Source organism: Tautonia sociabilis, assembly GCF_003977685.1.
GTDB classification, from domain to species: Bacteria; Planctomycetota; Planctomycetia; order Isosphaerales; family Isosphaeraceae; genus Tautonia; species Tautonia sociabilis.
Genome location: NZ_RYZH01000014.1, coordinates 106045 through 129612 on the forward strand (window position 1 = coordinate 106045; position 23568 = coordinate 129612).

Genomic DNA, 23568 nt, shown 5'->3' on the forward strand with positions numbered 1-23568 from the left:
GGGTCGATCGCTTCGTCCGACTCGACATGGGGGCGGAATCGTGGGGTTACAACCATCCAAGTCCGAAGCCGTCCTCGCCATCGGCCCGAAGATCCGGGCCCTCCCGGTCATCCACGGCTCGGGAGACTGCGCGATCCGGGTCCGAGAGGAGGTGCTGGCGCATCCCTATGATTGCCTGGCTGTCCCGCTGCCCCCCTCGTTCCGGGACGACGTGGAGGAGGCGGTCGACGCCTTGCCGTCCATCTCCGTCGTGCTCCAGCGCGACGCCGAAGGGGAGACCGACGGCTTCACGTATGTTCCCATCGACCCCTGCCAGCCGGTCATCGCGGCCGTCCGGACCGCGATGGGAGAGCGCATCCCCCGGGCCTTCATCGACCTGGAATCCCCCAACTTCGAGGGCCGCACCGGCATCTATCCCGATCCCTACGCCCTGAAGCGCGTCCAGGTGGCCGGCTTCGCCTCCGCCATCCTCCCCGCCCTGCCGCCGCCCGACCCCGACGGATCCCAGGCCCGCCGCCACTCCTGGATGGCCAACCGCCTCCGGGATCTGGAAGCCCGGCACGAGTCGATCCTCTTCGTCTGCTCGATCATGGACTGGCCCTGGATCCGGGACGCCTACGTCCGAGGAGCTCCCGACCCCGATCCCGAGTGGTTCCTCCCCCAGATGCGCACCTGCCGGGTGGACCCCAACACCCTCATCTTCCTGCTCGGCGAGCTTCCCTACATCACCGCCCTCTACGAGCGCGGCCGCCGCGAGCTGACCCCCGACGACAACCTCTCCGTCGATGGGGTCAAGGAAATGCTCCTGGCCGCCCGGGAACGCCTGCGGGCGGATCGCCCGAAGGTGGCCAAGCGGATCACGCCGCAATTGCTGTCGGTCTATTTCCGATACGTCCGGAACCTGTCGCTCATCGAGCGGCGGCTGACCCCCGACCTCTATTCCCTCATCATCGCCGCCAAGCAGACCGCCGGCGACGACTTCGCCCTCGCCCTGGCCGAGACCGCCCGCCACTACCCCTACGCCGACGCCTTCGACCGGGGAGACCGCCCCTGGTGGTGGGATGAGCCCCCCCTCCGCATGGGAGACGGCCGCGGCGACGTCCCCTCCTGGGGCACCGCCCCCCTCACCAGCCGACTCCCCGGCCAGGCCATCTCCTGGCGATCCTGCGAGCTGCGCCCCAAGCCCCCCGAGCCCGACCGGAAGACGTGGAAGCAGCGCTGGGACCCCTTCGGCATGTGCTCCTGGCCCCCCGAGGACCAGCGCATCGAGAGCTTCCAGCGTCACGTCGCCGACCAGGCCCGGGCCATCCTCGGCGCCGACCTCGCCCGCTCGGAGAAGTTCACCACCAGCGTCCGAGACGGCATCGACATCCGGGAAACCCTCCGCAACTGGCACTCCGGCGATCTCTACGTCAAGGTGATCCCCCCCAGCCGCGGCTCCATCGACGCCGTCGTCTTCCTCTTCGATGTGCCCGCCGACCCTCGCGTCTACGTCCACCGGGCCACCTGGTTCGCCGAGCACGCCAACGAATCGACGCTGGCCTTCTTCGCCACCGACCCGATGGAGAACCTCGTCGGCCCCGGCATCGCCCAGGCCGAGTACGGCGGCGCCCTGTTCCTCTTCCCCCCTCGGCTGATCCCCGACATCTGGGAAGACCCCCGCCTCTCCCGCCTCGAGACGCTGGAGGAGCGCCTTCTCGGCGGCGGCCTGCTGCACTCCCGAGAGCGACACGTCGCCCTGGTCAGCCCCAAGCCTCCTCCCGCCTCCTGGCGTCGCCTGGCCCGCCGGCACGGCCGGAAGCTCGTCCACCTGCCGCTCAAGCGCTTCAGCGGCCAGCTCCTGGAGCGGCTGCGCACCTTCCACGTGCTCAACGGCAAGCACGTCCGATCGTATGCGTCGGATTTCATCAGGGATCTGTGAGGCCGATCGCCTCGCGAGAGCCATCCGAGGAGAAGCGCCGATGGGGACGGCCCTGCCCATGTTCATCGCCCTGACCGCCCTCGCCACCGCTTCCCAGGCGGACCCCGTCGAGGAGTCACCCCCCCGATTCTCGTCGGAGAAATACGGGCTTTCCTGCCCGCTCGCCGACGGCTGGGAGGTCGTCCTCGCCGAGCGAGACGACCTGATCTTCGTCGCCAAGATCCCCCAGCGCGATCCCGACCGCCCCGGCGCCGTCGGCTGCGAGCTGGGCCTGGCCCCCGAGTCGCTCGACGAGTACCGCACCCGCATCGCCGCCAATGCCGAGCGCGGCCGCATTCCCGGCGAGCTTGTCCGCAATGAGCTCGTCGACGCCGGAGACGGGCCCCGGCTGGTCACCGTTACCGAGTTCCGCCCCCCCTTCGGCGGCTCCTGGCGGGAAGTCACCGTGAGACGGATCGCCCACCGCCAGATGTACGCCTTCACGCTCAACGCCGATGCCGACGACCCCGGCTTCGACGCCGCCCTCGACGCCTTCGACGCCCTCGTCGACGGCGCCTCGTTCTCCCCTCCCGACACCGGCGCCCGCCCGGCCGACCCGGGTGCCGATCGGAACCGATGGGTCCAGGACGAGTTCCAGTTCGCCGTCGACCTGCCCGACGGCTGGGCCCCGGTGCTCGCCCCCAGCCAGCTCGCGCTGCTCTTCGCCAACGGCCCGGCCCACGGCATCTGGTCCGACAACTTCCTCGTCATCGCCCGCCCCGCCCGAGGCTTCGACCCCGATCGGCTCGCGATCGACCTCCCCGACCTCCTCCGCAACGAGGAGCCCGGCTGCGAGGTTCTCTCCTGCGAGGTCATCGACCAGCCCGGCGCCGGCAAGGCCGTCGAAACCGTCGCTCGCACCCAGCGCGGCCCCTTCTCGATGACCGTCCTCGAACGTCGCTTTCGCGGTGATCGATTCGAATACGAGGCGAAGTTCACACTGGAATCCGAGCGCTTCGACGCCCTCGCCCCCGCCCTCCGCCGCTGCCTTGACAGCTTCGCCGAGGTTCCCGGCGAGGTTTCGGGAGCCCCGGCCGGAGTCTCGGGCTAACGAGCCTTCTCGCGCCGCCCGGCTTGGGAGCCCTCCGATGCGGGAGTTCGAGCGGACGGACGGCCCGACTCGGATGGAGCGCTCAAGACCGGAGAGGCTGGCCGGTGTCGCGTCGATCCCGAGCCCGGAAGGACCCACCTCCAGGGTTGTCACAATCAAGAACCACTCCGGAACCCCGTCGGCCGAGGGGCTCCGAGCCGATTGGCGAATGCCCGAGAGCCGGGCGGACGTGTTCCCTCGGGAGATGAACGATGTTTGAGCTGATCCGGAGTGCCCTGCTCGCCTCGGCGGCGGTCTCGGCCTTGCTCGGCGTCGAGGGGAGGGCCATCGCCGGCGACTTCTCGGCCGGAGCGGCGGCCGTGGACGTGTCTCCCGACTACCTGCCGGCGATCGTCAACGGCGGCTTTCTCCGTCGCGACGCGACGCAGGTCCATGACCCCCTGTTCGCCCGGGCCTTCGTCCTCGACGACGGCTCGACCCGGATCGCGCTCTGTGTCGTCGACACCTGCATGATGCCCCGAGACCTGATCGACCGCGCCAAGGCCCTCGCCCGGGACCGCACCGGGATCCCGACCGATCGCATGATGGTGTCCGCCACGCACACCCACTCCGCCCCCGCGTCGATGGGATGCCTCGGCTGCCCGGTCGATCCGGCCTACTCGGCCGAGCTGCCCGGGAAGATCGCCGAGGCGATCGCCGCCGCCTCCTCCCGGCTGCGGCCGGCCGAGGTCGGCTGGGCGGTCGTCGAGGACCGCGCGCACACCTTCTGCCGACGCTGGATCTACCGGCCCGATCGCATGCCCGCCGACCCCTTCGGCGACCGCACCGTCCGGGCCAACATGCATCCCGGCCACCAGAACCCCGATGTCATCGGCCCCTCCGGCCCGGTCGACCCGGCCCTGTCGCTCATCGCCTTCCGGGGGGAAGACGGCGCTTCGATTGGCGTCTTCGCCAATTATTCGATGCACTACTACGGCGCCGACGCCGTCTCGGCCGACTACTTCGGCCACGTCTCCCGCATCCTGGCCGATCGCCTCGGCGGCGGCGAGGAGGTCGTCGTCGCGATGTCCCAGGGGACCAGCGGCGATTTGATGTGGATGGACTACGGCTCCCCCGCTCCGTCTCGGGATGTCGTCTCGTACGCCCAGGCCGTCGCCGACGTCGCGGCCGGGGCCCTCTCGGGCATCGTCTACCGCGACGACGTCTCCCTCGCCATGGCCGAGGCCACGCTTACCCTCGGCCGACGCCTCCCCGACGATCGCCGCCGCTCCTGGGCCCGATCCGTCCGAGAATCGATGCAGGGCGAGGCCCCGACCTCCATCCCCGAGGTCTACGCCCTCGAACAGCAGCACCTCCTCGACTCCCCCGAGCGCGAACTGAAGCTCCAGGCCATCCGCATCGGCGACCTCGGCCTGACGGCCATCCCCAACGAGGTCTACGGCATCACCGGGCTGAAGCTCAAGGCGAGCAGCCCGACCCCCGTGACCATCAACGTCGAGCTCGCCAACGGCGCCGAGGGCTACATCCCTCCCCCCGAGCAGCACGCCCTGGGCGGCTACACCACCTGGCCCGCCCGCACGGCCGGCCTGGAGGTGCAGGCGGAGCCGAAGATTGTCGAGGCGGTGCTCGGGCTCCTCGAGCGCGTCTCGGGCCGCTCCCGCCGGCCGATCGCTCCGCAAGGCGGCCTCTATGCCGAGGCCGTGCTGGCGACCGAGCCGATCGCCTACTTCCGGCTCGATGAGCTGACCTGGACCGGAGCCGCCGACCTTCGAGGAGGCCCTCCCGCCCGATTGGAACCGGGGATCGCGCTCGGCCTCGACGGCCCGGAGGGCCCCGGCTTCACCGACGAGGGGGAGGGCCCCAACCGCGCCATTCACTGCGCCGGAGGCCGGCTCCTCGCCGGGCCCCTCCCTGATGGCTCGTCCTGGACCGTCTCCTTCTGGTTCTGGAACGGCCTGCCTCCCGACGCCCGACCCGTCACCGGCTATCTCGCCTCGATCGGGCCCGAGGGGAAGCCTGGCTCCCCCGGCGACCACCTCGGCCTCGGCGGTTCGCTCGCCGACACCCTGACCGGCCGCCTCTTCGTCTCCAACGGCGAAGACCACGGGGACCTGCTCGTCGGCCGCTCCGAGTTGCCGATCTCGCGGTGGTGCCACGTCGCCTTCGTCCGAGACGGCCCCCGCGTTCGCGTCCATCTGAACGGGGATCCCGATCCCGAGATCGACGCCGAGCGACCATCCTTTTCGCTGGAAGGCCCGCACGCGCTCGTCCTGGGGGGCCGCATCGACGGCGTCGCCGGCCTTGAAGGCAAGCTGGACGAGGTGGCCGTCTACGACCGCGCCCTGACCCCCGAGGAGATTCGCTCCCTGGCCCTCGACTGGCCGTCTCGCTCCGAGCCCTGACCGGGCGACTCGCCCGGATCGTCGAGCAGGAACCGAGTACCTCCACCCGACCTGAAGCCGGAGGCACGATCCGCCCATGGGGCAGCATCCCAACCCTCTGACCGTCCGCAAGGCGGACCATCCCATCGAGCCGATCTTCCTGAAGCGCTGGTCTCCCCGGGCGATGAGCGGAGAGCCCGTCTCCCAGGACGAGCTGATGCGCCTCTTCGAGGCCGCCCGCTGGGCCCCCTCGACCCGCAACGAGCAGGAATGGCGATTCCTCTTCGCCCGCAACGGCTCGGCCCACTGGCCGACGTTCTTCGACCTCCTCTCCCCGGGCAACCAGACCTGGTGCGACCGCGCCGCCGTGCTCGTCGTGGTGCTCGCTCACCGGTTCTTCTCGAACACCGGGGCGCCGAATCCCGTCCATCTGTTCGACGCCGGTGCCGCCTGGGAGAACCTGGCGCTGCAAGGAGCGATGATGGGCCTGGTCGTCCACGGCATGGCCGGCTTCGACTTCGAGAAGGCCCGGACCGCGCTGAACGTGCCCGACGAGTTCGCCGTGGCCGCCATGATCGCGATTGGCCGCCCGGGCGATCCCTCGTCGCTTCCCCCGGATCTCCAGCAGCGCGAGACTCCCTCGATGCGCCGGCCGGTGTCGCAGAGCGTGTGCGAGGGTCCGTTTTCCTTCGGTTGAAGCGGCCTCCCGCCGACCCGACACCGGGTCCGGCCGGTTCTCGGCCATCGACCCCACCCGGCGTCGTCCGCTATGCTCAAGGTTGGGCCGGTCGCCCCCCTCGGGGCGTCCCCGCGCCGGGGCGAGCGGCCGAACCTGGGGGAGACGCGACCATGAGGACGAGATACCGAGCCGCCGCGCTCGCGCTGGCGTGCCTGGCCGGCGCCGGGGCCGTTGCCGGGACCGTCCGGGGGCGGATGCAGGACGAACCGCAGGTGCAGGACCGCACGCTGCCCATGTTCATGCAGGCCAAGCTCGACTATTCCAAGGACGTGCTCGAGGGGCTGACCACCGCCGACTTCACCAAGGTCGTCCAGGGTGCCCAGGCGCTGCGCAAGCTGGCCGAGGACGAGCTCTGGCGCGTGAATCCGAACATCAATTACGTGCGCTACACCGAGGAGTTCGTTCGGCTGACCGACGCCCTCGAAGCCGAGGGCCAGGCCCAGGACATCGACGGGGCCGCCCTCAACTACGTCAACCTAACGATCAATTGCATCAACTGCCACAAGTTCGTTCGGGATCAGCGGGTCACCCGCCTCGACGGCGAGCGCCTCCGCCGCTGAGCCCTCCGATCGACTCCCGATCGTTCCGCCCGGCTCCCAGCCCTGGCCGGGAGCCGAGCGGCTCCGCGATGCCCGATCGGCCCGCCGATCGCCGGTTGATCCCCGACTCGGCCGCGACCAGGAAGCCGGGCTCGTCCTCCCCGACCGGCCCTGGGGAGCCGATCGTGCGAGCCGTCTTGAGGGAGGCCGGCCGCCGCCGCCGCGAGGGAAGCGGCGAGGGGCGGGAGCCGGCTCGAGTGCGGAGCGCTTCCCTCGGGGACGATCAGCCGAAGAGGCCGGCGTCCCGGTCGCCCAGGCCGCCCTTGAGCGGCACCTTGCGCACCTTCTTCGGCTTCGGGGGTTCCTCCCCGTCGGGCTCCTCGTCGGCCGCCAGGGGCTCATCCTTGGCGGTCGGCTTGATCGAGAGGCTCATCCGCTTCTGCTCGGCGTCGATGTCCAGGATCCGGGCGTCGACATCCTGGCCCTCCTGCACGACGTCCCGCACGCGACGCACGCGACCGGGGGCCAGTTCCGAGATGTGGATCAGTCCCTCCACCCCGGGCTCGATCTCGACGAAGGCGCCAAACTCCATCAGCTTGACCACCTTGCCCTTCACCACCTGTCCCCTGCCGTAGCGGTGCTCCACGGTGTCCCAGGGGCTCGGCGCCAGTTGCTTCAGGCCCAGGCCGACGCGGTCCTTCTCGCGCTCGATCTTCAGGACCTTCACCTCGACCTCGTCCCCGATCTTCACCACGTCCTCGACCTTCACCCCCCGGCTCCAGGCCAGGTCGGAGACGTGAATCAGGCCGTCCACGCCTCCCAGATCGACGAACGCGCCGAAGTCCTTGATCGAGCGGACGGTCCCCTTGCGGACCTGCCCCTCTTGCAGTTCGGCCCAGGTCTTCTCGCGCAGCTCGGCCCGCTGCTGTTCAAGCAGCGCCTTGCGCGAGACGACGAGGTTCTTCTCCCTGGGGTTGGCCTCGGTGACGATCACCTGGAACCGCTGGTTGACGTAGACCTCCGGGTCGGCGACGTAGCCCAGCTCGATCTGCCCCACAGGCAGGAAGCCGCGCATGCAGTCGACCTCGACCTCCAGGCCTCCCTTGATCGCCTTGGTCACGCGGGCCTCGACGACCATGCCGCGCTGGACGCTCTCCCAGTCGGCCTCGACGGCGGCTCCCTTCAGGTTCAGGCGGGTCAGGCCGGCGGTCGGGTCGTAGCGGTCGACCATCACCTCGATCGAGTCCCCCACGTTGGGCAGCGGCTTGTTCGAGCCGAACTGGGAGACGGGGATGAACCCCTCGCTCTTGGTGCCGAGGTCGACGATGATCTCGTTTTCCCGCACCCGGACGACCGTTCCGGTGCGTGTTCCCTTCGAGGGCTGCGGCCCGCGCGGAGAGCCGGGGGAGGCGCCCGCCGGCACGTGCTCGGAGCGGGCCCGGCGGTTCATCGAGCCGGGGACCTTCTCCGGGTCGAAGCCCTCGAGCGCCTTTTCCAGCTCGGCTTCGAGGTCCTCGTCCCACTGCCGCTTCAGCTCGACCTCCGGGTCCACGGGGCGGCCGGTGGCCGAGTCGAGGGCCCGATTGATCTCCGCGTCCAGCGGGTGCTCGTCCGGCTCGGGCTTGAGGCTCTGCCCCGGCCTCGGCCTCGGGCTGCCGGCGGGAGGTTCGTGCAAGTTCCGGATATCGTCGGACATGGCCTGGCCCCGTTCGGGAGGCTCCTCGGGTCGATGGCTTCGGGTCGGTGGTCTGTGATTCTCGGGGCCGAGGCCCCGGTTACTCCCCCCTCAGGGGGGCGGCTCGGCCTGCTGGGCCGTTTCGTGTCGACCGATTCCTGAGTGCTGATCCCTGGCGAGCCGGCCGATCGATCCGAGAGCCGCTGCCTCGATCATCCGGCATCGGCCATCCGCCGACGGACCTCAGCCCTCCATCAGCTCCAGCGTTGCCCACAGGCTCGGGTCTTCCCCGACGGGGAATTCCCTCCCCACCGTCAGGTGCTGATCCCCCCGGTCGGGGTCGGTGACTCGGTAAGAGAAGCCCAGTCTCCGATTCGTCTCCGGGTCGAACCCATGCAGCGCCGATGCCGGCACATAGAGTTCGAGCCGGTATCCGGTCCGAGTCCGATGGGCCGAGGCGAGCAGCTCCGACGGGTCGGCCGTCGGGGAGTCGGCCGAGGCCCGGGCGATCTTCGCCTGGCGGAGTTCCGCCACCAGTGCCTTCCCCTCGCCGGGGGAGACCGTCGCGATGAACCGGTGGCAGTACCGGCTGGCCCGGTGGATGTCTCGGGTATTCCGGGTATCGATCCAGAGCTGGAGGCCGTCGGACTCCTCCGGTCGGTCGGCAACGCGGGAGAGCGTCCCCGGCTTGCCCGAGACCTCGACGGCGATCCCCAGGCCCCCGGCGTTCCAGCCCACCCGGACCTCGGCCCAGGGGGATCGGCCGTCGATCTCGGCCAGCGCCGGCAGGATGCAGGCGTCGGGCAGGTCGAGGAGGCGTCCCTTGCCGGCCCTCGGGATGCCCTCGACCTTCGGGCAGGCCAGGGCGAACCGGGCGTAGAAGCTTGTCGGGATCAGGGGAGGGGGAGGGGGCGTCGTCGACGCGGACATGGGGCTGGACCTCCGGTGTCTCGCTCGGGGCGGGGCGGTTCCCTCGCTCGCGCAGCTTATCGGCCCGAGCCGGCCCCGGCAACGGAATCGGCCCGGATCTGGGCCAGCAGGTTCACCATCTCGATGGCGGCCATCGCCGCCTCGGCCCCCTTGTTCCCCGCCTTCAGGCCCGATCGGTTCAGCGCCTGCTCGACCGAGTCGGTCGTCAGAATGCCGAAGATCACGGGCACTCCGGTTTCCAGGCCCGCCGACATCACTCCGCCGGCCGCCTGTCCCGCCACATGGTCGTAATGCCCGGTCTCCCCCCGGATGACGCATCCCAGGGTGATCACCGCGGCGTACCTTCCGGTCCCGGCCAGGGCCTTCGCCGCCATCGGCACCTCGAACGACCCGGGGACCCAGGCCACGTCGAGGCGGTCGTCGGCCACGCCGTGGCGGACGAACGCATCTCGACAGCCGGCCAACAACGCCTCGGTGACCATCGCGTTGAACCGGGCGCAAACGATCGCGAAGCGGCCGGAGGGGGGGGAGAAGTCGCCTTCGAAGGTGGGCATCGGTGGGCTACGGGCTGAGGGAGGATGGCCGGGGGGGAGGAGCCCCCCCTCGGCCAGCGGCGGAGGGGAGACGGGGTCAGGTCAGGTTCATCATATTGAGGAAGTCGACGTTCGTCTTCGACTTCTTCATCCGGCCGACGAGCAGCTCCATCGCCTCGACCGGGTTCATGTCGTTGAGCACGCGGCGCAACAGCCAGACGCGGTGCAGCTCGTCGCTGGACATCAGGTTCTCCTCGCGGCGGGTGCCCGAGCGGTTCACGTCGATCGCCGGCCAGATCCGGCGGTCGACCAGCCGGCGGTCGAGGTGCAACTCCATGTTGCCGGTGCCCTTGAACTCCTCGAAGATCACCTCGTCCATCCGACTGCCGGTGTCGACCAGGGCGGTGGCCAGGATCGTCAGGCTCCCCCCCTCCTCGATCTTCCGGGCGGCGCCGAAGAACCGCTTGGGCTTCTGCAGCGCCGAGGCGTCGATGCCTCCGGTGAGGATCTTGCCCGAGTGCGGCGCCTCGGTGTTATAGGCCCGGGCCAGCCGGGTGATCGAATCGAGCAGGATCACGACGTCCTTGCCGTACTCGACCATCCGCTTGGCCTTCTCGATGACCATCTCGGCCACCTGGATGTGCCGCGAGGCCGGCTCGTCGAAGGTGGAGCTGATCACCTCGGCGGTGATGCTGTGCACCGACCGCTCCATCTCCGTCACCTCCTCGGGCCGCTCGTCGATGAGCAGCACCATCAGGTAGGCGTCGGGGTGGTTGGTGAGCACGCTGTTGGCGATCTTCTGCAGCAGGATCGTCTTGCCCGTCCTCGGCGGGGCCACGATCAGCCCGCGCTGGCCGAAGCCGATCGGCGTGACGAGGTCGACGACCCGCATGTTGATCTCGTCCGGGGTCGTCTCCAGCTTGATTCGGGAGAGCGGGTGCAGCGGCGTCAGGTCGTCGAAGCTGACCTTCTCGGACAGCTTGTCCGGGTCCTCGTAGTTGATGGCCTCGACCCGGAGCAGGGCGAAGTACCGCTCGTTCTCCTTCGGGGGGCGGATCTGGCCGGCCACGATGGCGCCGGTCTTCAGGCCGAAGCGGCGGATCTGGCTCGGCGAGACGTAGATGTCGTCGGGGCAGGGGAGGTAGTTGTAGTCCGGGCTTCGGAGGAACCCGAAGCCGTCGGGGAGGACCTCCAGGGTCCCCTCGCCGTACATCAGGCCGTTCTGCTTGACCCGCTCCTTGAGGATCTTGAAGATCAGGTCCTGCTTCTTCAGGCCGGTGTACTCGGTGACTCCCTCCTGCTTGGCGGTGGCGATGAGCTGCGGCATGGTCATCTTCTGCAGCTCGGTCAGGTGGATCTCGCCCCGCTTGATGTCCTCGTAGCGGTCGTTGATCTCGGTTTCGCCGAAGAGGTCGTCTGCCTCGTCGGCGGGGAAGCCGGCGTCGTCCTCGTCGTCCTCGGCGGCCGCCTCGACGAACTCCGCCAGGTCGGCGTCCTCGTCCTCGATCGCGCCGCCGCCGCCGTCGGCCCGAGACGAGCCGATCAAGTCGCGAGGCTCCTCGATCTCCAGCCCGTGCCCGAACGGGCGCTCATCGGCCTCGCCGTTGCGGTCGGCGTCGGCCCGCTGGCGTTCCCGTCCCCGAAGCCGCTCGCGCAGCGTGGGCCCGGTGCCGGATCCTCCCCCGGAGCCCTCGCGGTCCCGGCCCGACTCTCGGTAGCGCACCGAGTCTTTCGCGGCCTCGCGCCGGGAGGACGAGGAGGGCGGGGCCGGGGCGGGCTCGGCCGCGGCGGCCTGGGTCTCGGCGTCGCTCGGGGGGGGGGCCTGTTCGGCCTGCGACGACTTGCGGGAGCGGGGGGAGGAGAGATTGGGCTCCCGGCGACGGGTGTCGTTGGCCATGAGGTCGGTCTCCTGAACAGCTCGGCCGGGCGGCGGGGGCCGCCTGGTCCGAGCGACACGGGGGCGTGATCGGGTGGCGGGCATCGCCGAGGGCCCCATCGACGGGTCGAAGGGTGGGGCCGCGGGCGGCGCGGGGATCGTTGGGGTCCGGTACGGGGATGTTCTCGGTCGGGGTCGTCGGGTCGGATCGGATCGGGTCAGATCAAGTCGGGTCAGGTCGGGGAACGGGGGTTGAAACAGTCCGTCGATCGCCGGGCTGTCTCGAGCCGGTCCGGTGCTCCAGGGGGTTGCGGTCATCTCGGGCGCCGGCCGCGTCCCTTGGGTGGGGACGTCCGGGGGGCGCCGGACCGGGGAGCACGACGCCGGGAGCTGAGGCGGTCGGCCGGTGAGGTGGCGTCGGACCGGCTGGTGTCATCGGGCTCGTCCTCGACCTCGGTTCGCCCTCGCCAGGGAGGGCGACGGGTCAGGTCCTGCCAGAGCCGATCGACCCGGGCCTTCAGCTCGTCGGTCGAGCCGTCGTTGACGACCACCCGATCGGCCCGCGCTCGCTTTCGGTCCAGGGGCCACTGCGCGGCCTCCCGGGCGGCGAGTTGCTCGGCCGACCACTCCCGGGAGCGGGCCAGCCGCTCCCGACGGGAGGAGGCGGGGGCGTCGACGAAGACGACCGAGTCGCAGAGGTCGTCCCAGCCGGCCTCGAGCAGGATCGCCGCGTCGAGGACCACCAGCGGCGCCTCTCGTCTCCGGGAGATCCGGGCGATCGCCTTCTCGAAGGTCTTCCGCATCCGGGGGTGGAGGATCGCCTCGAGCGCCCGCAGCGAGGTTTCCTCCGAGAACACCAGGCGGCCCAGCGCCTTGCGGTCGATCCGGGGGGCCTCCCCCTCCTCGGCGGGAGGAGCCAGAACGTCCTCGCCGAAGCGGGCAACGACCTCCTGGCGGGCCGGGCGCTGGTCGAGCAAGGCGTGGCCGATCGCGTCGGCGTCGAGCACCGCCGCCCCCCTGGCGGCCAGGGCGGCGGCCACCAGGCTCTTGCCGGCGCCGATCCCGCCGATCAGGCCGACGACCGGCACGGGGCCGTTCTTCCACGGTCCCGGCGGGCGTCGCTGTCCGGAGGGGCGTCGGGCGTAGCGGGGCATGGCGGTCGGACTCGTCCTCGGGCCGGTGGGTTCGGCTGCGGGGGGAGACGTGAGGGGTCGAGGGTTGGATTCGGGGATGTCGGGACGGAAACGGCACTCGTCCGGTGGGGGGCTCGGAGGGGGTCTCGATGCGGGATCGCCCACGGCTCCCGGGCCGACCGCACGACAGGGCAGCCCAGTCTCGTCCGGGCAAGCGAGAGAGCCGCGGGCGAGGCCGGTCGGGCAAGGATCGTGGTCGAGATTCGGGGTCGCAGGGCCCCAGGTGCCGGCCGATCCGCACGATCAAGCGATTCTATCGCGGGGGAACGTCTCGATGGCGGGAGGGGGGCCGGGATGGTGCGAGTGCGAGAGACCTGCGGACACTGTGTTCATCTCTACTCGATCTCCTGGTCAAAATCAACGGGAATTCACCCGGTCGCGTCGTTTTCTGTCGACCTCGCTCCGGGGCGCCGACCCGAGGCGGTCAGGCCATGGGCGCCACATCCAGCCAGTTCGGCCCGCTCGCTAGGTCGACCTGCAGCGGCACGTCCAGCTCCAGCGCCGAGGTCATCGCCTTCCGGACCAGCTCGGCCAAGGGAGCCAGCTCGGTTGCCGGCGCCTCGAAGACCAGCTCGTCGTGGATTTGCAGCAGCATCCGGGACCGCATCCCCTCCGCTCGGAGCCTCCGGTCGACCTCCAGCATCGCCCGCTTGATCAAGTCGGCCGCCGACCCCTGGATCACCGTGTTCACCGCCGTTCGCTCCGCCAGGTTCCGGGAGCGTCCCGTGGTGTTCTTGATCCCGCTGATCGCCCGGCGACGACCGAGGATCGTCTCCACCCGGCCGGCCGCCTTGGCGGCCTCCAGCGTTTGGGTGATGAAGCGATCAACCCCCTCGTACTGCCGGAAATAGGCGTCGATGAACGCCGCCGCGTCCGCCTGGGAGATCCCCAGCCGACCGGCCAGCCCGAACGCGCTGAGGCCGTAGATCACGCCGAAGTTCACCGTCTTGGCCATCCGGCGCTGGTCCCTGGTCACCTCCTCCTCCGGCACCCCGAAGATCCGAGAGGCGACCACGCGGTGAATGTCCCGGTCCTCCTCGAACGCCCGGACCAGCTCCGGGTCCTTCGAGTAATGGGCGAGGATCCGAAGCTCGATCTGGGAGTAGTCCGCCGTCAGCAGCACCCACCCCGGCTCCCCCGGGACGAACGCCTGCCGGATCTGCCGGCCGTCCTCGGTTCGCACCGGAATGTTCTGCAGGTTCGGGTCCGACGAGCTGAGCCTCCCCGTCGCCGCCACCACCTGGTTGAACGAGGCGTGGATCCGGCCGTCCGGGTGGACCAGTGCCGGCAAGGCGTCCAGGTATGTTCCCTTCAGCTTCTCAAGCTGCCGGTGCTGCACGATCAGGCGGGGCAGGGGGTGCTCATTCGAGAGCGCCTCGAGAACCTCCGCGTCCGTGCTCGGCTCGCCGCCGGGGGTCTTCTTGATCGGCTTCAGCTTCAGCTCGTCGAAGAGCACCTGCCGCAGTTGCGGCGCCGAGCTGATGTTGAACTCCCTCCCGGCCAGTTCGTAGATTTCCGTCTTGATCCCCGACAGCCGCTCGGCGAACTCGGCCGACAGCCGGTTCAGGAGGGCCACATCCACCGCCACCCCGGCCGCCTCCATCCGCGCGAGCACGGCGATGAGCGGCCGTTCCAGGTCGGCGTACAGGGGCCAGAGCCCCTGCTCGCGCACCTTCGGCGTCAGGATCGCGTCGAGCCTCCAGGCCGCGTCGGCGTCCTCCCCGGCGTAGGCGGCCACGCGGTCGACCGCCACGGTGTCGATGGTCGTCTGCCCCTTCCCCTTCCCGATCAGGCTGCTGATCGGGATCATCGTGTGGTCCAGGAGCCTGCGGGCCAGCTCGTCGAGGTTGTGGTTCCGCTCGCCGCTCTCCAGCAGGTAGCTCAGCACCATGGTGTCGGTGATCGACTCCGACAGCTCCACCCCCAGCCGGCCCAGCACGAGCAGGTCGTACTTGATGTTCTGTCCGACGATCTCCCGAGCCGGATCCGAGAGGATCGGCCGCAGGGCCGCGATCGTCTCGGCCGGGTCGAGCGTCTTCGATCCCGCTGGACCCCGAACCGGCAGGTAGAACGCCTCCCCCGGCTTCCAGCAGAACGACATGCCGACCAGCTCGGCCCGAAGCGGGTCCAGGCCGGTCGTCTCCGTGTCGAAGCTGAACCGCGGCTGCGCCTCCAGCTCCGAGAGGAACGTGCGGAACGTCTCGGGGGTGTCCACCACCTGATAGCGGTCGACCGGCCACTCGTCCTCCGGGGGCTTGGCCGAGTCGGCCCCCAGCTCGTCGAGGAAGCGGTGGAAGCCGCACTCGATGCACAGCGCCTTCAACGCCGCGTGGTCCACGCCGTCTCTCGTCAGTGCGTCCCAGTCGACCTCGATCGCCAGGTCGGTCTTCAGCGCGATCAGCTCCCGGGCGCGCCGGGCGGTGTCGGCGTGGGTGTACAAGTTCTCCTTCCGCTTGGCGCCGGAGACCTTGGCGATGTTCTCCAGCAGGTTGTCCAGCGTTCCGAATTGCGCCAGCAATTGCGCCGCCGTCTTGATCCCGATTCCCGGCACGCCCGGCACGTTGTCCACGGCGTCTCCGGTCAGCGACAGCAGGTCGACCACCTGGCCGGGAGACACGCCCCAGTCCGCCTTTAGGCCGGCGACATCGAGCACCGATTGCTTGCGCAGGTTGTAGATGAAGACGTGCTCGTTGAGCAACTGTCTGGCATCCTTGTCGGACGTGCAGATGAATACGTCCATCCCCCGATCGACCGCCTGGCGCGCCAGGGTGGCGATCACGTCGTCCGCCTCGGCCCCCTCGAACAGGAGCACCGGGATGCGGAACCCCTCGAACACCCGTCGGATCAGGGGGATCTGCGGCTGCAGGTCGTCCGGCATCTCGGAGCGGTTGGCCTTGTAGTCCTCGAACAGGTCCGAGCGGAAGACCTTCCCCGAGCCGTCGAAGGCCGCGGCGATCGCTGTCGGCTGCCGGTCCCGGATCAGGTTGAGCACGTCCCGGAAGACGCCGAAGACCGCGTTCGTCGGCTGCCCGGCCGGCCCGGTCATCAGCGGGATGGCGTGGAAGACCTGGTAGATGATGGAGTATGCGTCGAGCAGGTAGAGCGACGGGCGGTCGTTCATCGCGGCGGTCGACGGGGGAGATCGGCGGGACGGGCTCCCTTCGGGCGCCTCGGCCCGAGGGAGGGATCGTCGGAGGGATGATTCGACTATCCCCCGGCCTCGTCGTGAAGTCAAGCATGGCCGAGAGGGAGTCGGGGGGGATCGGAGCGACGATCGGGGAGCCTCGGGCGGCCAGGCCCCCCTGAGCCCCGGGGGGATGGGCCCCTCGGGACCGGAACCCGAGCCCGCCGTCGCTCGGGGACGTCGGGCCCGTCCCCTGGTGCCACCCGGATTGACGGACCGATCGGCCCGGTCTTTGCGTCCGAGCCCCGGAGAGCGTTCCCCTCCGCCGGCCCTCCTCGTACAATCCTCGATCGCGTCCCCGTCCGTCCCCTCGAGGAGCCCCGATCATGCTCGCGCTCCTGCTCGCCCTCTCTGTCCCCCCCCCGGTCCAGGAACCCCCCGTCACCCGGGAGGCGGTCTGTCGACGAGTGGAGACCGCCCCCACCATCGACGGCGTCCTGGACGACCCCGCCTGGCAGGCCGCCGAGGCCGACGCCATCACCGACTTCGCCGCCTTCTGGGCCGGAGAGCCCCGAGAGGGGACCCGGGCTCAACTGGTCTGGGACGACGAGGCCCTCTACTTCGCCGCCACCATGACCGACGCCGAACTGCGCGCCTTCGGCACCGAGCGCAACGACCGCCTCTGGCTCGGCGACGTCTTCGAGCTGTTCTTCAAGCCCTCCGAGGAGGGCCCGCGCTACTACGAGTTCCAGGTCAACCCCCGCTCGGTCATCCTCGAACTCCGCTTCCCCCGGCGCGGCCACCCCTTCGACGAGCTGGCCTCCGAGCCCCCGCACGGCTTCTCCGCCGTCGCCGCCGTCGACGGCACCCTCGACCAGCCCGGCGACGTCGACCGCTCGTGGCGCGTCGAGGGCCGCATCCCCTGGTCCCTCTTCGAGCCCACCGGGGGCCGCCCCGCCGAGGGAGACTCCTGGCGCTTCGCCCTCTGCCGATACGACTACGGCCCCGAGGGGACCTCTCCCCTCCTCTTCAGCTCCGCCCCCCTCACCCAGCCCAGCTTCCACCGCTACGAGGACTACGGCCTCCTCCGCTTCGCCGGCCCCTCCCAGTAAGCCGGCCCCTCCCGACGAGCCGGGGCCTCGGCCCTTCTCCCTCGAGGCCCCCGCTCCCGACCGTCCCGAACCTCCCCCCAGGCCGATCCCGAATCCGGGACCGGATCCCGTCCGACCGGACGGATCCGGGGGGCCGTTCTCCCCGGCGCTCCCCTCCCGATCTCCCCTCGTCGAGGCTCCTCTCCCTCCGATCGGTTCGGGACCGCTCGATCTCGACTGCTTCTCCCCTCGATCCCTCCGCTCACCGCTTCCGCTTTTTCCACTGCTTCTGCTTCCGCTTGAGCGTCTTCAGGTCAGGGCGCCTGGCCGGGATCGGGTTCCCGAGCCGGGGCGTTCGCCAGTTCTCCTGGAACCTCCTCGACTCCGGCTTCGGCCCGAGCCCCAGTTGGAAGCGGACCTCCGGCCAGTCTCCCGCGATCGCGGGTGCGACGCAGCCCGCCTGGAAGGCGGCCTCGATCGTCGGCGCCTCCGCCACCGCCTTCAGGTCGATCAGGGCCGAGACGAGGAACCCGTTCAGTTCCCTCGCTCCCTCCTCGTGCTTCGCCAGTTGCCCGGCGATGATCTCGATGCACGTCCCCCGTGCGTCCGGATGGGCGGCGGCGATCTTGGCGATGGCCTCCGAGACGATGATCCGGCAGTGCTCGCCGCGCGACTCGTCGGCCAGGTACGCCGCACAGGACGGGATCGCTCCCGGCCCGATCTGGGCCATCGCGTCGCCGAGGTCCTCGACCCAGAGGTCGTCGAGGTCGACCAGCCGGCTGAGCCCCTCCAGCACCGGCCCGACCGCCTCCACCGCCCCCAACTGAGCGATCGCCCTCAGGGCGTGCGGCGGCCCCCAGGAGGCCGCCTCGTCGGCGTCCTCCTCGTCAGCCAGCGTGACTAGCTCCGCGTCGGTCGCCATCCGGATCAGCTCCGGCAGGTGCTCCGGACCGATCCCCAGTGCCCGGTAGTCTCGCCACTCGTCGCCGAGGTCGAGGTCGCCGAGGCGGAGCAGGCGGTCGAGCGGGGGCTCATATCCGAGTGATTCAGCCATGATCGTCTTCTTCGCTTCACGATGGAATGGCGCAGGCGGGCCGCCGGCGCGATTTTCCCAGGCACGCAGCCCGCTCCCGCCATGCTGACCGTCCCACCCCCCAATTGCAACGCCGGCCTGGCGGCGCGGGCGATCGCGGAAGCCCGCGACGAACTTGTTCCATTTTTCTTGACTCGACCGGGCCAGTCGGGCATTGTCGAGGACGATTGCGGCGCATCGAGGTCGTTCGATTCGTTGTCTCGTCGCGGTCGCCTCTCCCAATGGCATCGACACAGGGTGTGACCCCGAAGCCGGAGCATTCCTCCCGAACGGGACGCCGCCCCGCCGCACTCCGATCGGATTGGGGCGGACGTCATTCGGCTACTGCCACACAAGCCCCCAACGGGGCGCGATTCCCCAAACCAGACCGAGGGGATCGGCCGTGTTCCCGGTGCTTCTCCAGGCTCCTGGAGTCCGTCCGTCCGCCGGCTCGGGGCGCCCCCCATCGGTCGCGACGCCCCGTAAGCACCGAGGGAGGCCGACGGGCGTGACCGAGGCCTCCCCCCGCCGTGATCCGGGCCGGAAGGGCGGGCATCCCGGCCCCCCCGGCCCCGCGGCAGACCACCGGCCCGGGGCCCGGCCCCGCCTGGCCGGTGCCCTGCGAACACCTCGGGATGCGACCCGATCAGGAGCGACGAACGAATGGCACAGCCATCGGGCCGAGCCGCTTTCCGCAGGGCGCTGGTCGCCGTGGCCGCCTCGGTCCTCTCGGCCGGCTGCGGCGGGGGGGACGGGCTGAACCGGATGCCGGTCCGCGGAAACATCACCTTTGAGGGGGAACCGCTCGCCGAGGGGACGATCCAGTTCTACCCCGAGCAAACCAATACCGACAGCATCACCGGCGGTTCCCTCATCGAAGGCGGCAGTTATTCGATCCCCCGGGCGGAGGGGTTGGTCCCCGGTCGCTACCAGGTCCGCATCTCCAGCCCCTCGGACGAGATGACCGTGGAAGAGGACGAGGCCATGCCCGGCCTCGGCCCGATCTACCCCCGAGACCTCATCCCCTCGAAGTACAACGTCGAGTCGGAATTGCGCGTCGAAGTGACCGAGGACGGGCCGAACGAATTCGACTTCGCGCTCGAAGCCGACCCCGGGCAGAAACTCATGCCGCGCGCGTCCCTCCCGCTCGGCACTCCGACCGGATCGGCCCCAGCGAGCCCGTGACCGATCCCGAGCGTGGCTGCCGGATCGCGAGAGCGATCGCAGTGGCCCTCGGCGCTTCCCCGCTCCGTCGTCGATCCCCCGTCGGATCGCGTTCCATCCCTTCCTTCCTCCCAGTCGAGGACGAAGAGCCATGACGCGTCGTCATCGCGGCTTCACGCTCATCGAGTTGCTGGTGGTGATCGCCATCATCGGCGTGCTCATCGCCCTGTTACTCCCTGCGGTGCAGTCGGCCCGCGAGGCCGCCCGCCGCGCCCAGTGCACCAACAACCTCAAGCAGGTCGCCCTCGGCCTCCACAACTACGCCAGCGCCACCGGCTCCTTCCCTCCGGGCCACCGCACCGCCGTCTACGGAACGTTCCAGTTGTTCGTCCTCCCCTACATTGAACAACAGGCATTGTACAATCATTACAATATGGATGGCCGTTACATGGAGCCTCAGGCCGGCGGCGGCGTCGCCCGAGGCCCCCGCAACGGGATCCGATACGGTAGCGTCCACAATCGGACGGTCACCACCACGCTGATCAATGCGCTGATCTGCCCGTCCGACGGGGCGATGCCCTCGGACCCGTCGCTCTACTCCGGCGTCACCTGGCACAACTACACCTGCAACTTCGGCAACGCCGACATTTATCAGTCCCTGGGGACCGTGCCGGGCGGCTACACCGTCGGCATCTATCCCGACGTGGCCCAGTGGCAGGGCGCCCCGTTCTCGGACTCCGACGACACGCAAAACTTCTACCCCTCCCGGAAGCGCGTTTACGACTTCGCCTCGATCCGGGACGGCACCAGCAACACGCTGCTGGTGGGAGAGGTCATCAAGGGGAAGGGCGGAGACCTCCGCGGCTTCACCTGGTGGGGAGACGCCGTCAGTACCTCGACCTACCTGACCCCCAACAGCTCCCTGCCCGACGTGCAGAACAGCGCGGGCTACTGCAAGTACCCGCTCGAGGACAATCCGCCCTGCGTCGCGGCGACGAGCGTCATGCCCCCGACCTATGCCTTCCGCAGCCGCCACCCCGGCGGCGTGAACATGGGCTTCGCCGACGGCAGCGTGCGCTTCATCAAGAACACCATCAACCTCTACACCTGGCGAGCCCTGGGCACGACCCGGGGAGGCGAGGTTATCAGCGCCGATCAGTACTGATCGCCCCGGCTCGATCCCTCTCCTCGGAGGCGCGCCCCGACCAGGGCTCGCCTCCGCTCCGTTTCATTCCGTTCCGCTCCGTACCGTACTGATCCGCTCGGCTCGGCTCGGTCCCTCCCCTTGAACCGGGCCGAGTCGTCGTGCTCCAATGGCGGTCGACGGCCCCGGGTCCGGGGCCGAGGCCGAGGCCCCGATCGTTCCCGAGCCCGCCCGCCGAGCCCGACCATGGCCACCGTCACTGACCTCTCCCAGTCGTCCTCCCCTGTCGGTTCCCTCTTCGCCGCCCAGCTCTCGGGCGATCCCGACCGCTTCCGCCTCTCCGACGACCAGGTCCGCTTCTTCGAGGAGAACGGCTACCTCGCCGGCGTCCGGATCCTCGACGACGCCCAGGTCGACGCCCTCCGGGCCGAGCTCGCCGAGTGGTTCGATCCCAACCACCCCGGCCGGGAGCTCTGGTACGAGTACCACACCAACGAGTCGGCCGACCCGAATCGGGTCCTCTTCCACGCGCTCGGCGCCTGGCGGATCAAGCCCGGCTTCCACGACCTGCTCTGGAACCCGGCGTTCACCGTCCCCGCCGCGCAGCTCCTCGGCGGGGCCGTGCGCTTCTGGCACGATCAGCTCTTCTGCAAGCCCGCCCGGCACGGCGGCGTCGTCGCCTGGCACCAGGACTATTCCTACTGGACCCGCACCGTCCCGATGGCCCACCTGACATGCTGGATCGGGCTGGATGACAGCACCATCGACAACGGCTGCGTCCACTACGTCCCCGGCAGCCACCGCTGGCCCCTGCTGCCGATCACCGGCCTGGCCGGCGACATGGAGGCCATCCGGCAGGTCCTCGACGACCGCCAGTGGGAGAGGTTCTCCCACCCGGTCGCCGTCGAGCTCAAGGCCGGCGAGGCCACCTTCCACCATCCCCTGATGGTCCACGGCTCCTTCGCCAACCGCACCGACCGCCCCCGCCGCGCCACCGTCATCAACGTCTTCCGAGACGGCGTCCGCTCCGACACCGACGACGTGCTCCTCGACGGCGTCCCCCCCATCCCCCGGGGAGAGCCGATGGGAGGGCCATTCTTCCCGATGCTCTACGACCCCGCCTCGGCCTGACAATCGGCCTCGCCTCCGGTGCCGGGGCCCGTTCGATCTCGGCGCCCTCCTCCTCGCAACGCGCTCCCGCCCGGGCCGATCCGGCCGAGACCCGTCGGCTTGCGTCTCGAACCGGCGTTCACCGATCGCGGATCCGTCGAGTCCCGGGGAGGCCGGGGTCGTGTCGACCCCAGCCGGGAGGCCTCTGATACCGGGGGCGACACGACCTCGGCCTCCCCGGCCCAACGGTCGGTCATCGAAGAAAACCGGGATCAGTCCCCGAGCTCCGCCACCACCGGGTTGACCAGGCGGCCGATCCCTTCGATCTCCGCCGTCATCACCTGCCCCGGTTTCAGGAACCGCCCCCGCCCCTTGCCCGTGCCGGAGGGGGTGCCGGTGCCGATGACGTCGCCGGGCTGGAGGGTGACGATCGAGCTGATGAAGGAGACGATCGCCGCCACCGGGAAGATCATCTGCGCGGTGTTTCCGTCCTGCATGCGCTCGTCGTCGACCCAAAGCCGGACGGCCAGCCGCTGCGGGTCGGCCAGGCTGTCCGCCGACCGGACGCAGGGGCCCATCGGGCAAAAGGTGTCGTGCCACTTGCCGTGCAGCCAGTCGAAGAAGGCGTCCCGCTCGCGCGGCTTCCGCCCCGGATTGGGCCGGAACCCGCGATCGCTCACATCGTTGAGCACCGTGTAGCCGGCCACGAACCGCAGCGCGTCGGCCTCCGACACCCGCTTGCACTCCGCGCCGATCACCACCCCGAGCTCGCATTCCCAGTCGATCCCGTCCGGAGAGATCGACGGGATGACGACCTCGTCCCCGTGCCCGATCACCGTCGAGGCCGGCTTCATGAACACATAGGGGAACGTCTCGGCCCGCTCCGCGGCGATGTCCCCCACCTCGACGCTGTGCTCCGGGTAGTTCCTCGCCAGCATCAGGACCTTTCCCGGCCGGTCGACCGGCGGCAGCAGCCTCACCTCCTCGCTTGCGATCGCCAGCTCTCCCAGCGCCTCGGTGTCGAGCCCCTCGATCCACCGCGCCAGCTCCCACGCCGCTCGGTGCGAGGCCCCCTTCGGCGGCAGCATCGCCATCAGGTCGTCGCTGTCGTGGATCAGCAGCTCCAGCTGCATCGCCTCGGTGAACGCCTCGATCGCCTGGTCGATCGGCACCACCCGATCGTCCAGGAAGAACCCCGTCAGCGGGACGTCGTCATCCAGCGCGAACCGACAAAGCCTCATGGGCGGCCTCGCTCTCTCGCTCTCGACCGGGGAACCCCGCCAAATCCTGCCCGACTCGGGCCCCGGACGATACCCCCGCCCGCCCTCCTCCGCAAGCCGGCCCTGCTGAGCGGAAGCCGCCCCGGTCCAGTCGGCTCAGGTCCTTGCGCCGCTCGGCGCGTCGGGGCATCCTGGAGCTCGGGCCGTCCGAACGAGCCCAGGTCGCCCTTCCCTGCAACCTCGAGCCGCCGTCGGGCCCGATCGCCCTGCCCGCCGCCATCGGCCTCCGCTCCCAGACCGGCCGATCATGAGGGATCAACCGCCATCCCCCCCGGCTCCCTCTCCCTCCTCGATCACGACCAGAGACTCGGCTCCTCCGGCCCCCATCCGATTCCTCCCACCCGCGCTGACCAAGCCTCCCCCAATCCCCCGATCCTACTGGCAAGGCAACGCGATGACTTTCAATCGTCGCTTCAGATCCGGTCTGAACGCGACACCGAACGTGTTTGGATTCATGATTGATTGGCCGAGAAGTTCGTGTGTGATCGTGTGCGTGGAGGCAGGCCGAACCGAGCCGAGCCGAGGCGAGCGGCACTCTGTTGTGGCTGCGAGCGCGGGAACGCCGCACGCGGAACGAACCCATCTATGAGAGGGGGACTGTCAAGCTGCCGGTGCAGGTTCGGTGGGCTCGGGGCCCCGGCACCTCCCCCTCGCCGTCGGCGTCGGTCGGCCTGCCCGTCCCAGACCACGCCCACCAGCGATGCGG

At 70.0% G+C, this 23568-nt stretch carries 17 protein-coding genes; 9 read left to right on the top strand and 8 right to left on the bottom strand.

The window, feature by feature from the left end; translation table 11 throughout:
- Positions 1-40 precede the first annotated feature (40 nt).
- The 5 genes from TsocGM_RS09220 (at position 41) to TsocGM_RS09240 (ending at position 6691) form a co-directional block, all read left to right on the top strand.
- Positions 41-1921, top strand: coding sequence for a hypothetical protein (locus tag TsocGM_RS09220; RefSeq protein WP_126725017.1), 1881 nt, complete (start codon positions 41-43; stop codon positions 1919-1921).
- Positions 1922-1961: 40 nt separating this feature from the next.
- Positions 1962-3011, top strand: a complete 1050-nt coding sequence (locus TsocGM_RS09225; protein WP_126725018.1) for a hypothetical protein — start codon at positions 1962-1964, stop codon at positions 3009-3011.
- A gap of 251 nt (positions 3012-3262) precedes the next feature.
- The gene (locus tag TsocGM_RS09230; protein ID WP_126725019.1) at positions 3263-5413 is read left to right on the top strand and encodes a LamG domain-containing protein; all 2151 of its coding nucleotides are present in this window, start codon (positions 3263-3265) and stop codon (positions 5411-5413) included.
- A gap of 76 nt (positions 5414-5489) precedes the next feature.
- Positions 5490-6089 (top strand): nitroreductase family protein, encoded by a 600-nt coding sequence (locus tag TsocGM_RS09235; protein ID WP_126725020.1) that lies wholly within the window; start codon positions 5490-5492, stop codon positions 6087-6089.
- Between the two features lie 152 nt (positions 6090-6241).
- Positions 6242-6691: a hypothetical protein gene (locus TsocGM_RS09240; RefSeq protein WP_126725021.1), complete on the top strand. Its 450-nt coding sequence runs from the start codon at positions 6242-6244 to the stop codon at positions 6689-6691.
- 262 nt (positions 6692-6953) lie between these two features.
- On the opposite strand, the gene TsocGM_RS09245 is transcribed toward TsocGM_RS09240, so the two are convergent.
- The 6 genes from TsocGM_RS09245 to polA form a co-directional block, all read right to left on the bottom strand.
- Positions 6954-8366, bottom strand: coding sequence for a 30S ribosomal protein S1 (locus TsocGM_RS09245; protein ID WP_126725022.1), 1413 nt, complete (start codon positions 8364-8366; stop codon positions 6954-6956).
- Between the two features lie 222 nt (positions 8367-8588).
- Positions 8589-9275 (bottom strand): DOMON domain-containing protein, encoded by a 687-nt coding sequence (locus tag TsocGM_RS09250; RefSeq protein ID WP_126725023.1) that lies wholly within the window; start codon positions 9273-9275, stop codon positions 8589-8591.
- Positions 9276-9331: 56 nt separating this feature from the next.
- The gene (gene ribH, locus TsocGM_RS09255) at positions 9332-9829 is read right to left on the bottom strand and encodes a 6,7-dimethyl-8-ribityllumazine synthase (protein ID WP_126725024.1); all 498 of its coding nucleotides are present in this window, start codon (positions 9827-9829) and stop codon (positions 9332-9334) included.
- Positions 9830-9905: 76 nt separating this feature from the next.
- A complete protein-coding gene (gene rho, locus TsocGM_RS09260; protein ID WP_126725025.1) occupies positions 9906-11705 on the bottom strand; it encodes a transcription termination factor Rho in 1800 nt (599 codons plus the stop codon).
- A 293-nt stretch (positions 11706-11998) separates the two neighbouring features.
- Positions 11999-12838, bottom strand: coding sequence for a dephospho-CoA kinase (gene coaE, locus TsocGM_RS09265; protein ID WP_126725026.1), 840 nt, complete (start codon positions 12836-12838; stop codon positions 11999-12001).
- A gap of 463 nt (positions 12839-13301) precedes the next feature.
- The gene (gene polA, locus TsocGM_RS09270) at positions 13302-15998 is read right to left on the bottom strand and encodes a DNA polymerase I (RefSeq protein ID WP_126725027.1); all 2697 of its coding nucleotides are present in this window, start codon (positions 15996-15998) and stop codon (positions 13302-13304) included.
- A 389-nt stretch (positions 15999-16387) separates the two neighbouring features.
- On the opposite strand from polA, the gene TsocGM_RS09275 reads away from it, so the two are divergent.
- Positions 16388-17113 carry a carbohydrate-binding family 9-like protein gene (locus TsocGM_RS09275; RefSeq protein ID WP_126725028.1) on the top strand — a complete coding sequence of 242 codons (726 nt, stop codon included), beginning with the start codon at positions 16388-16390 and terminating at the stop codon, positions 17111-17113.
- A gap of 241 nt (positions 17114-17354) precedes the next feature.
- On the opposite strand, the gene TsocGM_RS09280 is transcribed toward TsocGM_RS09275, so the two are convergent.
- Positions 17355-18146 carry a hypothetical protein gene (locus TsocGM_RS09280; protein WP_126725029.1) on the bottom strand — a complete coding sequence of 264 codons (792 nt, stop codon included), beginning with the start codon at positions 18144-18146 and terminating at the stop codon, positions 17355-17357.
- A 681-nt stretch (positions 18147-18827) separates the two neighbouring features.
- Here TsocGM_RS09280 and TsocGM_RS09285 point away from each other — a divergent pair.
- The 3 genes from TsocGM_RS09285 (at position 18828) to TsocGM_RS09295 (ending at position 21603) form a co-directional block, all read left to right on the top strand.
- Positions 18828-19349, top strand: a complete 522-nt coding sequence (locus TsocGM_RS09285; protein ID WP_126725030.1) for a hypothetical protein — start codon at positions 18828-18830, stop codon at positions 19347-19349.
- A gap of 130 nt (positions 19350-19479) precedes the next feature.
- The gene (locus tag TsocGM_RS09290) at positions 19480-20493 is read left to right on the top strand and encodes a DUF1559 domain-containing protein (RefSeq protein ID WP_126725031.1); all 1014 of its coding nucleotides are present in this window, start codon (positions 19480-19482) and stop codon (positions 20491-20493) included.
- 225 nt (positions 20494-20718) lie between these two features.
- Entirely contained in the window at positions 20719-21603 is an 885-nt protein-coding gene (locus TsocGM_RS09295; protein WP_126725032.1) for a phytanoyl-CoA dioxygenase family protein, read from the top strand.
- A 251-nt stretch (positions 21604-21854) separates the two neighbouring features.
- Here the strand turns inward: TsocGM_RS09295 and TsocGM_RS09300 are convergent, their stop codons facing one another.
- Complete coding sequence (locus TsocGM_RS09300) at positions 21855-22823, bottom strand: fumarylacetoacetate hydrolase family protein (protein WP_126725033.1); 969 nt, start codon at positions 22821-22823, stop codon at positions 21855-21857.
- Positions 22824-23568: the final 745 nt, after the last annotated feature.

Bases quoted from the DNA above. Each gene is read 5' to 3' on its own strand.
- TsocGM_RS09285 (WP_126725030.1), top strand. From the start codon at position 18,828: ATGGCACAGCCATCGGGCCGAGCCGCTTTCCGCAGGGCGCTGGTCGCC.
- TsocGM_RS09225 (WP_126725018.1), top strand. From the start codon at position 1,962: ATGGGGACGGCCCTGCCCATGTTCATCGCCCTGACCGCCCTCGCCACC.
- TsocGM_RS09230 (WP_126725019.1), top strand. From the start codon at position 3,263: ATGTTTGAGCTGATCCGGAGTGCCCTGCTCGCCTCGGCGGCGGTCTCG.
- TsocGM_RS09275 (WP_126725028.1), top strand. From the start codon at position 16,388: ATGCTCGCGCTCCTGCTCGCCCTCTCTGTCCCCCCCCCGGTCCAGGAA.
- polA (WP_126725027.1), bottom strand. From the start codon at position 15,998: ATGAACGACCGCCCGTCGCTCTACCTGCTCGACGCATACTCCATCATC.
- TsocGM_RS09300 (WP_126725033.1), bottom strand. From the start codon at position 22,823: ATGAGGCTTTGTCGGTTCGCGCTGGATGACGACGTCCCGCTGACGGGG.
- ribH (WP_126725024.1), bottom strand. From the start codon at position 9,829: ATGCCCACCTTCGAAGGCGACTTCTCCCCCCCCTCCGGCCGCTTCGCG.
- TsocGM_RS09295 (WP_126725032.1), top strand. From the start codon at position 20,719: ATGGCCACCGTCACTGACCTCTCCCAGTCGTCCTCCCCTGTCGGTTCC.
- TsocGM_RS09245 (WP_126725022.1), bottom strand. From the start codon at position 8,366: ATGTCCGACGATATCCGGAACTTGCACGAACCTCCCGCCGGCAGCCCG.
- TsocGM_RS09240 (WP_126725021.1), top strand. From the start codon at position 6,242: ATGAGGACGAGATACCGAGCCGCCGCGCTCGCGCTGGCGTGCCTGGCC.
- TsocGM_RS09250 (WP_126725023.1), bottom strand. From the start codon at position 9,275: ATGTCCGCGTCGACGACGCCCCCTCCCCCTCCCCTGATCCCGACAAGC.
- TsocGM_RS09235 (WP_126725020.1), top strand. From the start codon at position 5,490: ATGGGGCAGCATCCCAACCCTCTGACCGTCCGCAAGGCGGACCATCCC.
- TsocGM_RS09280 (WP_126725029.1), bottom strand. From the start codon at position 18,146: ATGGCTGAATCACTCGGATATGAGCCCCCGCTCGACCGCCTGCTCCGC.
- coaE (WP_126725026.1), bottom strand. From the start codon at position 12,838: ATGCCCCGCTACGCCCGACGCCCCTCCGGACAGCGACGCCCGCCGGGA.
- TsocGM_RS09290 (WP_126725031.1), top strand. From the start codon at position 19,480: ATGACGCGTCGTCATCGCGGCTTCACGCTCATCGAGTTGCTGGTGGTG.
- rho (WP_126725025.1), bottom strand. From the start codon at position 11,705: ATGGCCAACGACACCCGTCGCCGGGAGCCCAATCTCTCCTCCCCCCGC.